The sequence below is a fragment of the Vibrio navarrensis genome, assembly GCF_015767675.1.
Taxonomy (GTDB): Bacteria; Pseudomonadota; Gammaproteobacteria; order Enterobacterales; family Vibrionaceae; genus Vibrio.
This window is the reverse complement of sequence record NZ_CP065218.1, coordinates 765912-780081: the sequence shown is the minus strand read 5'-3', so window position 1 is coordinate 780081 and position 14170 is coordinate 765912. Positions and strand designations below refer to the sequence as shown.

At 50.5% G+C, this 14170-nt stretch carries 10 protein-coding genes; 4 read left to right on the top strand and 6 right to left on the bottom strand.

Translation table 11 applies throughout. The annotated features are described in order from the left end of the window. Positions 1-3: 3 nt before the first annotated feature. From I3X05_RS20115 to I3X05_RS20095, 5 genes are all read right to left on the bottom strand, one after another. Positions 4-1917 carry a bifunctional diguanylate cyclase/phosphodiesterase gene (locus I3X05_RS20115; protein ID WP_337971212.1) on the bottom strand — a complete coding sequence of 638 codons (1914 nt, stop codon included), beginning with the start codon at positions 1915-1917 and terminating at the stop codon, positions 4-6. Positions 1918-1922: 5 nt separating this feature from the next. After that, the gene (locus tag I3X05_RS20110) at positions 1923-2657 is read right to left on the bottom strand and encodes a transglutaminase-like cysteine peptidase (RefSeq protein WP_193166720.1); all 735 of its coding nucleotides are present in this window, start codon (positions 2655-2657) and stop codon (positions 1923-1925) included. After that, positions 2641-4032, bottom strand: coding sequence for an HlyD family type I secretion periplasmic adaptor subunit (locus I3X05_RS20105; RefSeq protein ID WP_045571419.1), 1392 nt, complete (start codon positions 4030-4032; stop codon positions 2641-2643). The genes I3X05_RS20110 and I3X05_RS20105 overlap by 17 nt, the downstream gene beginning before the upstream one ends. A 102-nt stretch (positions 4033-4134) precedes the next feature. Further along, positions 4135-5367 carry a sigma-54-dependent transcriptional regulator gene (locus tag I3X05_RS20100; protein WP_193184815.1) on the bottom strand — a complete coding sequence of 411 codons (1233 nt, stop codon included), beginning with the start codon at positions 5365-5367 and terminating at the stop codon, positions 4135-4137. Between the two features lie 3 nt (positions 5368-5370). Next, positions 5371-7167 carry an ATP-binding protein gene (locus tag I3X05_RS20095; protein ID WP_193184818.1) on the bottom strand — a complete coding sequence of 599 codons (1797 nt, stop codon included), beginning with the start codon at positions 7165-7167 and terminating at the stop codon, positions 5371-5373. A 177-nt stretch (positions 7168-7344) separates the two neighbouring features. On the opposite strand from I3X05_RS20095, the gene pdxH reads away from it, so the two are divergent. Next, entirely contained in the window at positions 7345-7980 is a 636-nt protein-coding gene (gene pdxH / locus I3X05_RS20090; RefSeq protein WP_045571422.1) for a pyridoxamine 5'-phosphate oxidase, read from the top strand. A gap of 22 nt (positions 7981-8002) precedes the next feature. Here pdxH and I3X05_RS20085 read toward each other — a convergent pair whose 3' ends face one another. Continuing rightward, positions 8003-8725, bottom strand: a complete 723-nt coding sequence (locus I3X05_RS20085) for a helix-turn-helix transcriptional regulator (protein ID WP_045571423.1) — start codon at positions 8723-8725, stop codon at positions 8003-8005. Positions 8726-9266: 541 nt separating this feature from the next. On the opposite strand from I3X05_RS20085, the gene I3X05_RS20080 reads away from it, so the two are divergent. From I3X05_RS20080 to I3X05_RS20070, 3 genes are all read left to right on the top strand, one after another. Continuing rightward, positions 9267-10085: a helix-turn-helix domain-containing protein gene (locus tag I3X05_RS20080; protein ID WP_337971211.1), complete on the top strand. Its 819-nt coding sequence runs from the start codon at positions 9267-9269 to the stop codon at positions 10083-10085. A gap of 184 nt (positions 10086-10269) precedes the next feature. After that, positions 10270-13401, top strand: coding sequence for a bifunctional proline dehydrogenase/L-glutamate gamma-semialdehyde dehydrogenase PutA (putA, locus tag I3X05_RS20075; protein ID WP_045571425.1), 3132 nt, complete (start codon positions 10270-10272; stop codon positions 13399-13401). Positions 13402-13412: 11 nt separating this feature from the next. Then, on the top strand, positions 13413-14120 hold the full coding sequence (locus tag I3X05_RS20070; protein WP_045571426.1) for a 1-pyrroline-5-carboxylate dehydrogenase: 708 nt from the start codon (positions 13413-13415) through the stop codon (positions 14118-14120). Positions 14121-14170: the final 50 nt, after the last annotated feature.

The window sequence follows — 14170 nt, the reverse complement described above, 5'->3', positions numbered from 1 at the left end:
TTACTACTCTTTATCTACGATGAAGCCCTGGAATACTTCAACAAAATGTTCTGACAAGAAGTCCAACTGCGTTTGGGTTTCTACCCTTGAGGCGATGGTGGTGATACCCAAATTGTGCGCTGCCCGAGAGATGGATGTCAGGGTGAATTTCTGCTTTTCATCGTCCAGATTGTGGGTAAACAGATAGTCGAGTTTGACGTAGCTAGGACGATATTCATTTATGTAATCGAGCGATTGGAAGTTGCGACCGTAGTTGTCCACGCCAAACTCGGCACCAGCGTTACGAATGGCGTGGCACAGCAAAGCGGTGTGGTGCGGCTGGTTAACAAAGCACTCTTCTGGAATCTCAAAATGAAGCAAAGACGCCACCGATTTATGTTTCTCCAGTGTATTGGTTATCCAACGGATGAAGCTGGGCTGTGACAGACTGCTGTGGGCGATGTTGATCGCCATCGGCTCGGTGAAGGTTTTACGCTCAAGCAGCTTGATCATTGATTCAATCACGTATTCGTCAAACAGGTGGGTCGCTTCGAGCTGCTCCAATGCGTAGAGATATTGGTTCGCACGGTAAACCACGCCCTCTTTTTCAATGCTGGAAAAGACTTCACGATGGAACGTATTGCCAGTGCGGCTGTTGGCTGATTGAAAACGGAACTGAATCCAATCGTTGTGAATCGCTTCTTCCACCAAAGCTTTCCACTGTTGTTTGCCCATGGTACTGCCTTGTGTGTCGGTGCCGACAAAGCCGTAGGTAAGCTCTGGTGACGCTTTAGCTTTAGACAGTGCGTTGTCGACCATAGAGAGCATTTCAGTGCGCGTTTTGCTGTCTTTGTTATGTGCAACCCCCAACGCCACTTTGGCATCAGCAGTACCCGTTGGGTCAGTATTGAGCATTTGCACGCAATTGATGATGCTGTCAGCGACAATTTTGAGCTCACTCTCATCCATGTGAGGGAAGATAAAACCAAACTCATCGCTGGAGATGCGTGCCATGGTTGCGCCCGGAACGGCGATGGTGCTCTCGAGCTGTTTTGCCAGCTCTGCCACCATGCGATCGGCCGATTGATAATCTTTGTTGTCATACACTTCGCCGATGTACTCTGCGTTGAGTACCGCGACGCCGCCGGGGGCATTTTCCGCGAGCCATTGATCGAGCTGACTGATATAGAAAGAGCGGTTGCCCAGCTTCGATACAGGGTCGATGTACGCCTGCTCACGCAGACGTTGTGCCTCTTTCGCCTGAATCTTAAAGGAGACTTCAATCTGTGATGACATGCGGTTAATGCCATCGACGACGGCAATCAAATCTTTGGTGTGAGGATGAGAGAGTGGCTCGCCAAACTTGTTGTTGGCGATATCGTTCATCTTCTCAATGATGGCGGTGAGCGGTTTCAGCGAGCGTTTGAGGATGTAAGCAATCGCGACTAGACCGATGACAAAGATGCCACTAAATGCGCTGACAAGGCGCATAAAAGCTTGCCAAAGCTGTTCGTATGCAGCGCCCGGATGGCTCACTATCTCCACTTCCGCGAGTTGTAACCAACCACTGGTCACGATGCGCTGATCATGGATGCGCTGGAACAGATTCAATTTGCTAAACCAAGCAGGCACCGAGTTCGGCTTGACTGGGTAAGTGCGAATGATTTCTTCCCCTGAATCGAGGAAAATAAGCCGCACCACCGAGTAAGAACTGCCATCAAACAACGCGTTGATCACCGATTCCACCGCCACTTTATCTTTGTCTTTCAGATAAGGGGCCAGTGCCAAACCAACGGTGTTGATGGTGTTGTTCATCTCGGAGCGTTGCTGCTGCTCTAGGCTATTCCGAGTGGTGTTGAATTCGATTACAAATACTGATGCCATCAGCAGGATAAACACTGTAATCATACCAACCACAAGTTGCTTGTATAATGTCATGCTCATTACTCGTCATAGTTAATGATAGGTTTGTTTAGCTTGAGTGTTTTTTCTCTTGAACGAAGATCGTTCCACAAGCTTAAACGGGATGAATCGCCAGCCAGTTGTCCGTTGGAGTTGGCAGATTTCATCAACCATAGATTTTTACCGTTAAAACTGTATATCGGCAGCAGATCCTGACGCTTGGACGCTTTGAGGATCGTTGGATTGAGGTTGTCGAGGATCAATGGCTCTGAGCTCGGTGTTTTATAGTAAGCCAACACCATGTGGAACTGGTTGAGTTCCAAGGCTTTGACGTACACCAAGCGCAGTTTGTTGTCCGAGACGCCCAATTCCAGCAATGAAAAATATTTGGCGATGGTGAAGTCTTCACAATCGCCTGCATTACTGCCTAAAAATTCCAGAGGTGTAGCCCAATAATCTTTTTGTCCCCAAAGCTCAATGTCGTCGACAAAATAGAGCTGGTTGAAAAAGTCGTTGATACCAGCCAGCTGTTCTTGTTCTTCTAACTGTTTGAAAAAATCAATATTCTCGCGCCAAGCCGTAACACGCTTTCCCGCTCTTTGCCCATACGTGCTGGAAACGGCCTCAACCCATTTTTGCTCGGTGGTGTTGAGCGCTTGGGAGGCAAAGGCCGCCCAGCCTAGCAACGCAAGCCCAACCCATCGTCCAATGTCGTTGGTGTTACGCCTTAGCAGGCTGAGCACGGCTTTAAAGTGTCTCTTATTCTTTGAGGGCATTGCTTTGCGCGCTAAGAATAGGTTTGAGCAGATATTCCAGTACGGTTCGTTTACCGGTGATGATATCCACCGAGGTGGTCATACCGGGAATAATCGGTAAATCGGCATCTTGGCCAAAGTTAGTCTTTTCGGTACGAACTCGAACAATATAGAAGCTGTTTCCCTCCTCATCTTGGGTGGTATCGGCGCTGATGTGCTCCAGAACCCCCGTCAGGCCCCCGTACTTACTAAAATCGTAGGCGGTGAATTTCACCACCGCCGACAAATTAGGTCTGAGGAAGGCGATATCTTGCGGGGCAATTTTTGCCTCGACTAAGAGCGTGTCTTCGGTGGGTACGATCTCGACAATATCCATCCCTGGCTGAATAACGCCGCCGACAGTATTGATGTTCAGCGTTTTAATCTTGCCCGTAACCGGTGAAACCACTACGGTTCGTTTCACTCGGTCTTTTAGCCCCACGGTGGATTCCACTAACGCAGAGAGCTGATCTTGCGCTTTATTGAGTTGTTCTTGCTGTTCCGAACGAAACTTCAGCGCCGCATCAATGCGGCTGAGCATGGACTCGCGAATCGAAGATTGCAGTACCGGCATTTTTAGCTCGGTCGATGTGAGCTCTCGACGGGTATCGTTGACCTGACGCTGCAATTTCAGCAGCTCGATTCTCGGCACCACACCTTCGTCGGCCAGCGGCTGAGTAATTTCCAGCTCTTTTTGAGCAAACTCGTATCCTTGTCGCAGGCTCTTCACGCGCGATTGGATCTCCACCAAGTCTTGCTGCTTCTGCCGGACTTGCTGGGTTAATACGGAAATTTGGTTGCGTAAGTTATTTAAATCTTGACGATATTCCGCTTTTTGTCTCTGGATTAGATCAGCCTGCTCTTGCTCCAATTGCTCAGGAAAACTGAGCTGGCTGTAGTTGATCACCACGCTTTTTTCCCACTCCGCGTTGGTGAACTCTTCATCGATTTCGACACTGTCGATTGAGGCGGTGAGTTGCAGCACTGCCGCCGTTAAGTTGGCCACTTGCTGCTCACGTTCGCGGTAGTCAGAGCGAAAACGGGTGTCGTCAATCAGTAACAGTTGCTGGCCTTTTTGTACCAACTGGCCCTCTTTTACCAGAATTTCTTTGACTAGCCCCCCTTCGAGGTTCTGTACAATTTGGATTTGCGACGAGGGGATCACTTTCCCTTGGCCGACGGTCACTTTGTCGATTTCGGCCCAAGAAGCCCAGCCAATCGCAATGGCAAAAAACAACACAATCACCCACAGCATAAGGCGCGCATTGGTGGGGGTGTTTAAAAGCAAAGCGGCGGTTTTGTCGTCGACAAAATCGAGCTCTTGGTTGCTGAGCTTATTGTAGTTGTCGCTGCTCATGCACTGTCCTTGTTTGATTATTTGTCTAAGTAATTGTAAGCCCAGTCTGAAATAATGTTAAAGGCGGGGTCGACAAATCGAGTACCGCCCAATATTACTTGCTTACTGTTCTTTAAATTGAGATTTATCTAGCTGATGCTTTTTAAGCTTATCATACAGCGTTTTACGAGATATCTGTAATTCGTGTTGCACGTCTTTTAACCGTCCTCCGTGCCGTTGCAGAGCGTCAAACAGCAAAGTGTATTCGAAGTAATCCATGCGTTGGGACATACTTTGCGCTTCGCCGTGGTTGAGCTGTTCGACATCTTGCCAAGTGACAAACTGCTGCGCTTTCAGTGCCCGCAGTTCGGCAAACTGACGCAACTGGCGAATATTTTCTGGCCATGATTGCTGTTGGATGGCGTCTAGCTCAGCGGCGGTGATACGTGGAGGTTGTACTTGATAGCGGCTGCAAGCATTGCGCACAAAGTGTTTGTACAGCGCGGGAATATCTTCTTTACGTGCATCCAACGGCGGCAGTGACACACTATCAATTTCGCCTTGCAACGCAGTTGGCAGTGCTTGTGTTGAACAGACCAAGCGGGTGCCGTTTAGGGGCACAGAGACCAGTGCTTGCCATTGGGATGGTTTGAGCACTTCGCCGTCATTAATGTACAAAGTGCCGTGTTTGTGTTGTTCCAGCAGGCGAGCAAGCTTGCTCTGGATCTCGTCAGCAGGCATATCGCTAAAGTAAAAACCGGAAATGGGCACCAGTTCGCCTTCAGCGCGATTGTGAATGTCGTAGAAAAACTGCGCGCACAGCCGCTTCCCCGTACCACTGTCACCCAGCAAGATCAGCGGTTTTTCGGGATTAGCACTGATCAAAGCGCGGCGAATCTGCACCATGGCTTGTGAATGGCCAATCAGTTTGGAACCGGCATGAGTCTGCATGTCGAGCTCCTTTTTCAGCCAGACGTTTTCTTGCAGCAGCGCCAGTTTATCTTGTGCATTGCGGATCGATTTCAGCAGACTATCGCTGGAAAAGGGTTTTTCGAGAAAATCGTACGCCCCGCTTTTCATCGCTTTCACGGCGGTTTTCACATCGCCGTAGCCAGTTAAGACGATCACCTGAAAATGCGCGTTGCGCTCAAGCAACTGAGCGAGGAAGGCTAAGCCATTCATCACTGGCATATGAATATCGGTGATCACAACCGCAGGCTCGCTGCTATCTATTTGTTTGAGCGCTTCTACGGCGTTGGGGAAGGTTTGTACTTCAACGCCCTCTATCATCAGGGCTTGGCTGACTGAATCGCGGATGTGTGGTTCGTCATCGACGAAGTAAATTCGGTTTTGCATGCTTTATTCTTGTGTCGGCAAGAGACGTGGGATACGGATGGTAAAACGCATGCCCTGCGGCGAGCGCGCTTGTACCTCAAGCGAGCCTTGATAGCTCTCGATGATGCGCCGGGAAATGGTTAAACCCAGCCCTAACCCTTCAGGCTTGGTAGTATAAAAAGGGTCAAACAAGTGAGTGAGTTTTTGTGTCTCTACGCCCGGGCCGTTGTCCGCAACACTCAACTGACAATAATCGCTGTCATTTTGACACTCGACAAGGATTTGTGCGTCGGCTTGCCCATCCATCGCTTGTGCGGCGTTATGGATAAGATTGATCAGCACCTGTTCGAGCTCGACATGGTGAATGTTGGCGGCAAGTGTGGCGGGAATGGGCTCGACTTTGAGGGTGACGCCTGATTTGATCAGTTTATTGCTTAAAATTCGCGTGGCATTGTGCACCGAATCGTGCAGATTGGCGCAATAGCGTCGATCATCGGTGGTGGATTTACGGGTAAATACTTTCAGGCGCGCAATCACCTCACTGATGGTTTGATTAAGCTCAAGCATCTGCTCAAGGTTGCCCTTAACCAGCTCAATTTTGTCCATCGTCAGCAGCTTTTGGCTGTTTTCAGTGTAAGTACGCAGCGCCGCAAGCGGCTGGTTAATCTCATGATTGATGCTGGCCGAGAGCTCGCCAAGCAGCGCCAATTTTGCCGCTTGCGTTAGTTCTTGTTGTGTTTGTTTGAGCTCTTGCTGGCTTTTTTCATACTGAATGATGGTTTGCTGCAATTGGCTATTCGCTTGGCTCAGCACTTCGGTGCGCTGGGTCACTTTCTGTTCAAGCTCGGTGTTGAGTTTGGCTAGCTGTTGTTTATTGGTTAGGGTTTGACGCCAAGCAAACGCGATCAGGGTAATTAAACCGAAAATCAGTAAGAAGATGGTGTCGGCTTGTAGCGCAGCGAGAATGCGTTGCTGATGCGGTGCGAGCGTCACCACACGAAAGCCGTTTTCGTTGCTAGCCGAAATGAACACTTGGTAGCGTGCCGCCATCAAGGCGGCCGCTTCAGGACCGAGATGCAGCGGCAGTTGAATATCGGGGTGCGCTTCGGGCGCTTGCAGGCCATATTGCTGATTCTCGACCATTTGCGCGATACGTTGCTCATCAATCGGCGCTAGAGCCGTGTAGCGCCAATGAGGATGATTGCTCAGAAACGCTACTTGATTCTCATCCAGCACCATGATGTCAGCCCGCTCTGGCTCTATGGTCTCTTCAAGCGCTTCCAAACTCACTTTCACGGTAATCACGCCAAGGATCTCATCGGCGTGCCAAATCGGCGCAGAGTAAAAATAGCCGCGTTTGTTGGAGCGAATACCCAAAGCAACGTAGCGGGCGATCTCGCCCTGAATGGCGGTGATAAAGTAAGGGCGAAAAGAGAAGTTTTCGCCGACAAAGGTGTCGTCTTGCTGGTAGTTACTCGATCCCAGCACCAAACCGTGGCGATCGTGCAGATAGATGGTATCGGCCAACGTCTGCTGTGACCAATCGGCCAGCAAGCGATTGAGTGCGCTTTGATCGCCTTGCTCCGTGAGGTAGGCCGCTAGGCGAGGGTCGTGGCTGAGCAGTTTGGGGATCTGTTCAAATTTCGCCAGCTCAGAGGCGATCTGCTGGGTGGCTCTTTCCGAGTAATTTTTCAGGATGTTTGCCCATTTTTTTTCCAGATACTGCGAGGCAGAAAAATGGGTGACCAATAGGCCAGCAACACCAAGTAGGGTAGCGAGTAAGACGAAGCGACGCAAAGATGGACGATTAGAAACGGACACTGGAAACCCAAGCCACAGCGAAGATTAAAGGAGGCTTACTTTAACTGCGAGAAAGCCAAAGATAAACCGATGCACCGTAACAACGCGAAACCGATCTTAGTTTTACAAACGGCCATCAAACCTTGAGTTTGTCTGCGTTCGGGCGCACAATCGGCAAAAAGTAGTGAAGGAGTAAAGATGGAACTTGCTGATATTCGCCGCGAGTACACCAAAGGTGGTTTGCGACGCAAAGATTTGAAAGAAAATCCGATTGACCAGTTTAATCTTTGGCTGGAACAAGCGATCCGTGCCAATTTAAGCGATCCCACCGCGATGACAGTGGCCACGGTTGATGAAAACGGCATGCCTTTTCAACGCATCGTACTGCTGAAAAGTGTCGATCAAAATGGCTTTGTCTTTTACACCAATTTAGGCAGCCGCAAAGCGCAGCATTTAGATCACAACACCAAAATCAGTCTGCATTTTCCCTGGCATCCACTTGAGCGCCAAGTGCACATTACCGGTACGGCGGAGAAGTTGACGGCGATGGAAAACCTGAAATATTTCACCTCGCGCCCCAAAGAGAGCCAACTGGCGGCGATTGCCAGCCGTCAGAGTAGCCGTATTTCAGCGCGTGGCGTGTTGGAAGGGAAGTTTCTTGAGCTAAAACAGAAGTTCGCTAACGGGGATATTCCGGTGCCCAGCTTCTGGGGTGGTTTCCGTGTTAAGCCGCAAAGCGTGGAATTTTGGCAAGGGGGCGAGCATCGTCTGCACGATCGCTTCCTGTTTAGCCAAACTGAAGGCGAGTGGCAGATCGATCGTCTTGCACCTTAACGCCTTTTTCTGGCGACCGACTTCACAGTTGGTCGCCGTTGAGTACTACCGAAAGCTGCGTTTGCAACAAACTCTCCGGGATCATCGATCCAAATCCTGCCTCTAACGCTTTATCAATCAGTTGATTTTTACTATTGGCCGCAAATTTAGTGCGCAATCGTGCCACGTGCCCTTCGACGGTCTTGATGGAAATGCCCATAATTTTCGCGATGTATTGTGGCTTGCGGCCGTAAAGCAGCAAAAACAGCGTCTCCTGCTCTCGCGCGGTTAAGTTTTTCGGCACGCTGACCGATTCATCGAAGCGAAAATTGCTGCGCGTATCTTGATGAAGCCCCGTAGCGCGGCACACCCAGTAACCCACTTCCAGTACCGCCGTGTCGGTCAGCTCTTGCCCATAGAAAATAGTGCCTTGCACTTCTCCCGCAGCGTTACGCCAAGGGGATTTAGTGAAGATGTGTGCGTGCCAGTGGCCATCTGGATAAGGGTGAATATCGAGGATCTTCAGCGTGCGGCCCGTTTCCATCACGTATTTATCCTGACGTTGAAACTCGGCAGCGCACTCGGTAGTCGGGCTGGGCATCTGGAAATCGGTGAGGCCAATGCAATCTTCTGCTTTGCGATGGCCGATTAACTGCGCATAGTGGTGATTGGCGTAACGAAATACGGAGTCTTTATCTTTGCAGCCCCAACAGCCGGGTAACTGATGAAAAAGAGATTGTTCGACAGAGGTAAATGAAATCGTCACGTTGCAACTCGCTTTTACGACACTAGGACAGAATAAATATGCGCTTGATTGGTGTGCAATCTTTTGGTTGCGCAATATCTTATAAGTAATGTCTCATTTTTGCGAGGATTATCAATAAAGAGACAAGGCGCAGATAAAAAAAAGCCAGCCTGAAGACGGGCTGGCAATACAAGATAATCATCTTGTCGACGTGTAGAAGAGGTTCTAAATCACATAGCGAGGGTCTGCTACGAGAATTTAGAGGTATCGATTGATACCGGGATCTCAGCGTACAGCAGTACCTTGAGTTCCTAAGCGCTACTTTAGGGGAAATGGTACATAAGCAAAAGGGGGGAAAACCCCTATTCATCAATGAGATGGCCAAAAGCGGTAGTGCTCGGTTGGTTGTACAGTGACCGTAGGATGGTACAGCATGATCATCGTTCCGGAACAATGATCATCGCAGACGACGCATGGATCCTCGCCAATCAAATGAGTGCGGATAGGCAATCGGTCAGCGCTGGGGTATGATTTATTGGTCCTTTTCTCACTAAACTTGATTATGAGCGAACAACCGAAAGTGCAATCTAAGATCACGCCGGAGCAGAGTAAGCCCAGACCCGCAGAGCTGGTGACGTTACCCTCGTATATGGATTGCCATGATCATCAGTACACGCAAATTGTCATTGGCCTCAAAGGGCAGGCGGAATTTGAAGTGCGCGGGCGCGGTAACTTAGTTGGCCCCGGGCAGGGATGTGTGGTGACGGCGTGCTCTGATCATGCTTTCGGTGGGGTGATTGGTCAGTCGGATATTTTGGTGCTCAATATGCCGCTGCCCAGCGGCGATGATCCTTTGATGCTGCAAAAAATCAATCAGTTGGAGCAATCTCATCTCTACTTTCAGCTAGATGGACAGATCCAAAAATTGATCCAGATGCTAGTGCGTGAAATGCAGGCCAGTCCAGGCGATCTTCTGCTGAGTCGCGCTTGCAACGATACGGTCATGGCGCTGCTACAGCGCCACATCTCAGCGTTTGAGACGCCGAAAAAAGAGTCTCGCTTTGATCTCGACGCGATTGATCGTTACATCGAAAGCCATTTGAGCCATAGGATCAGCGTCGCGCAACTGGCGGGGAGCGTTTTTCTTGGTGAAAGCCAGTTCCATAATTTGTTCAAAGAACAGATGGGCATCACCCCGCATCAGTATGTGTTGGGTAAACGCATCGACATGGCCAAAGAACTGATCGAAAAAGGTACCCTCAGCTTAGGGCAAATTGCCGAAATCACCGGGTTTTCCGGACAAAGCACTTTTACCCACTCCTTCACCCGTCTGCAGGGCATTTCTCCTTCTCTCTACAAAAAGCAAAATAGCGTTAAATAAGTTGCATTATGTATTGGTTTATTTTGCTTAATTTCGTGTGATCATGTGTTTGTTTTGTTAAAAAAGCGAGTTTTTAGCAAAAAGCTCGGAGTTTTTGACAAGTATTCCTCTCAGCCTCAAAATACACTGCCTGCCATATGTATAGCCCCGGAGCGGTTTTCGGGGATGAGATTGAGGAAAACGCATGTTTACAGCGACAGATGTGTTGAAACCGGAGTTTGTCCAGCAGCCGCTTGATACGCTTTGGTCATTGATCTCCCCATTGTATATGGTGGACGAATCTCAATGGCTACAGCAACTCCTGCCACTGGCGACCCCTTCAGCGGAAGAAAAAGCGGCGATTGCCAAAAGCACCACGCAACTGATAGAAGCGATTCGCGCTGATAAGAAATCGATCCAATTGATCGATGCCCTTTTGCTGGAGTACAGCTTAGATACTCAGGAAGGGATCTTGTTGATGTGTCTGGCTGAGGCGCTGATGCGAATTCCGGACTCGGCCACCGCCGATGCATTGATCAAAGATAAACTCAGTGTGGCCGATTGGAAATCTCACCTAAAGAACTCAGATTCCGTGTTCGTCAACGCCTCCACTTGGGGATTGATGCTGACGGGCAAAGTGATCGGTCTCGCGGATGAAGATACCAGCAGCCCAACGCAAGCCGTGAATCGTTTGGTCAACAAGCTTTCTGAGCCAGTGATCCGCAAAGCGATGTATCAGGCGATGAAGATCATGGGCCACCAATTTGTCCGTGGTCGCACCATCGAAGAAGCGCAGAAAAACGGTCGCCCAATGCGTGATAAAGGCTTCACTTACTCATTTGACATGCTGGGTGAAGCGGCGCTGACCACGGCTGATGCTAATAAATACTTCAAAGATTACCTGATGGCGATTGAGTCGGTGGGCCGTGAAAGCTATGGCAATAATACCAGCCCTGCGCCGTCGGTGTCGATCAAACTTTCTGCACTGCACCCGCGTTATGAAGTGGCCAATGAAGCGCGTGTGATGAGCGAGCTGTATACCACGCTTGAACAACTGCTTAAGCGTGCGGTTGAATTGGATGTCGCCATCACCATTGATGCAGAAGAAGCGGATCGCCTAGAACTGTCGCTCAAGCTGTTTGCCAAACTCTACCGCAGCGAAACGGTTAAAGGGTGGGGTAAGTTTGGCCTCGTTGTTCAGGCGTACTCCAAACGTGCGCTGCCTGTTTTGGTGTGGCTCAACGCACTGGCCAAAGAGCAGGGCGATTTGATCCCGCTGCGTTTGGTAAAAGGCGCCTACTGGGATAGCGAAGTGAAATGGTCGCAGCAGCGCGGTTACGAGAACTATCCAGTCTATACCCGTAAAGAAGCGACCGATGTCGCTTACCTTGCTTGTGCTCGTTTCCTCTTAAGTGAGAACGTGCGCGGCAACATCTTCCCTCAATTTGCCAGCCACAACGCGCAAACCGTCTCGTCGATTGCCGTGATGGCGCAACATAAAGATTTTGAGTTCCAACGTCTACATGGCATGGGCGATTCGCTCTACAACCATGTGATGGACAAATATCGTCAGCCCGTGCGCATCTATGCGCCAGTCGGTAGCCACAAAGATCTGCTGCCTTATTTGGTTCGTCGCTTGCTGGAAAACGGTGCCAACAGCTCGTTTGTACACCGTTTGGTTGACGCGCGCTGCCCAATTTCTGAGCTGACTAAGCATCCAGTCGAAGCGCTGACTTCCTTTGCAACCCTCAACAATACCAAGATCCCACTGCCGAGTGCGATTTTCCCAGAGCGTAAGAACTCGTATGGCGTGAACGTCGATATTGAAAGCGAAGCCAAGCCGTTTGAAGCGCAGGTTGAGTCGTTTTTAGCCAAGCAGTGGATCGCTGGCCCGGTGATCAATGGTCAATCTCTGGCTGAAAGCATGATCAAGGAGGGGCAAGCGGAAAGCGTGACCGCGCCTTATGATCGCCGCATCGAGGTTGGTAAGATCGCCTTTGCGTCACTTGATCATGTTTCCGCCGCGATTGAGGGTGCGCAACAAGCGTCTGCCGGTTGGCAAACCACTCCTCTGGCGGAGAAAGCACGTTGCTTGGACTCGTTAGCGGATCTCATGGAAGCCAATCTGGCCGAGCTGGTGGCACTGTGCCATCAAGAAGCGGGTAAAACGCTACACGACAGCATCGATGAAGTGCGTGAAGCGGTCGATTTCTGTCGTTACTACGCTAAGCAAGCGCAAAACTTGCAACCTTTCGAGTTGCAAGGTTTTGATGGTGTGAAGCGCATCGCTAGCCGTGAAGGCTTGGGTGTGTTCGTCTGTATCAGTCCGTGGAACTTCCCGCTGGCGATCTTCTTAGGGCAAATTTCCGCCGCCTTGGTGGCTGGTAATACCGTTGTCGCTAAACCCGCTGAGCAAACCAGCCTTATCGCAGCGCGCGCGGTGGAGTTAATGCAGCAAGCGGGGTTCCCTGCCGGTGTGATTCAATTGATCCCTGGTCGTGGCGCGGATATCGGCTCAGCGCTGACATCTCATCCTGCGATTGCGGGGGTCGCCTTTACCGGTTCGACCGCAACCGCTCAGCGCATCAACGTGACCTTAGCACAGCGTGAAGCCAAACCCGTGCCATTTATCGCAGAGACGGGTGGGCAGAACGCGATGATCGTCGACAGTACTGCGCTGCCAGAGCAAGTGGTGCGTGATGTGATCCGCTCAGCTTTCGCCTCGGCGGGCCAGCGCTGCTCGGCGTTGCGCGTGCTGTTTGTGCAACAAGACATCGCTGATCGCGTTATTTCTCTGATCCAAGGGGCGATGAACGAGCTGAGCGTTGGTCTGCCGTATTTGCACAAAACCGATGTTGGCCCTGTGATCGATAGTAAAGCAAAAGAGAAGCTACGTGCGCACTTGGCACAGATGAGTGCCACGCAGAAGAAAGTGGCGCAACTGACGCTGGATGACGTCTGCCAGCATGGTGATTTTATCGAACCAAGTGCGTTTGAAATTGAAGGTATCCACGTGCTACAAGAAGAGCAGTTTGGGCCTATTCTGCACATCGTGCGTTTCAAAGCGTCTGAGCTGACGAAAGTGGTTGAGCAGATCAATCAAACGGGTTTTGGCTTGACCATGGGGATACACAGCCGTAACGAGACCACCTATCGCTGGATAGAGAAACATGCGCGAGTCGGTAACTGCTATATCAACCGTGACCAAGTCGGTGCGGTGGTGGGCGTACAACCGTTTGGCGGCCAAGGGCTGTCTGGCACTGGACCGAAAGCAGGTGGCCCACACTATTTGTACCGCTTTACCCAGATCCAATTCAAACCAACTGAGAACGCATAAGGAGTCACAACATGGTTCATCAAGTAACAAGTTTTGCGGATGCATTCTCAGCGTGGGAACAGTGGAATCTGACCAATTTTGATTACAAATGCGAGCACTTGCTGGCATTTAAAAACGCGCTGGAAGCGAAGCATTCTACGCTGGCGAAAGTGGTGTCGTACCACTTGCAGCAAGCGGCTTCACTTTTGGCGGAGGCCCATCTTCTGGTTGGGCCAACCGGAGAAACCAACGAGTTGTACACCGCTGGCCGTGGCGTCGCGCTGGTGATCGTTGAAAATGAGCAAAGCGACCAAGAGGCGGCTCTGTATAGCGCGTTTGCTCTGGTGACCTGTACGCTGATCGCTGGAAACAGTGTGATTGTGTGCAGTGATAACCAAACGTTCAATGGCTTGCTCAGCAGTGCCCTTGAACAAACGCCTTTTCCATCAAACCTAGTACAGATGGTGGCTTATGATGCTGCTCAGCAGTTGATTGAGCGTGATGTACGCAGTGTCGGTTATGTTGGGCATACTTCGGTTGAGCGTGAGCTTAACCTGCAACTGGCTAAACGCAACGGGGCGATCGTTGGTTTAGTGTCTGCAACGGATCCGGCAACGTTGAACGTAGCAAACGATCCGCATCTCTCGCTGCGCTTTATTACCGAGCGCACGCGTACCATAAATATTACCGCTGTGGGTGGTAACGCAACTCTGCTCGAGTTGGGGAACGATACTCACTAACCTTTCTCCACTCCCCCCAAGCCGTTTGGGGGGAAACAGGGAAGGATTAC

Coding starts and splice junctions, on each gene's coding strand:
- I3X05_RS20115 (WP_337971212.1), bottom strand. CDS start 1,917: ATGACATTATACAAGCAACTTGTGGTTGGTATGATTACAGTGTTTATC.
- I3X05_RS20110 (WP_193166720.1), bottom strand. CDS start 2,657: ATGCCCTCAAAGAATAAGAGACACTTTAAAGCCGTGCTCAGCCTGCTA.
- I3X05_RS20105 (WP_045571419.1), bottom strand. CDS start 4,032: ATGAGCAGCGACAACTACAATAAGCTCAGCAACCAAGAGCTCGATTTT.
- I3X05_RS20100 (WP_193184815.1), bottom strand. CDS start 5,367: ATGCAAAACCGAATTTACTTCGTCGATGACGAACCACACATCCGCGAT.
- pdxH (WP_045571422.1), top strand. CDS start 7,345: ATGGAACTTGCTGATATTCGCCGCGAGTACACCAAAGGTGGTTTGCGA.
- I3X05_RS20080 (WP_337971211.1), top strand. CDS start 9,267: ATGAGCGAACAACCGAAAGTGCAATCTAAGATCACGCCGGAGCAGAGT.
- putA (WP_045571425.1), top strand. CDS start 10,270: ATGTTTACAGCGACAGATGTGTTGAAACCGGAGTTTGTCCAGCAGCCG.
- I3X05_RS20070 (WP_045571426.1), top strand. CDS start 13,413: ATGGTTCATCAAGTAACAAGTTTTGCGGATGCATTCTCAGCGTGGGAA.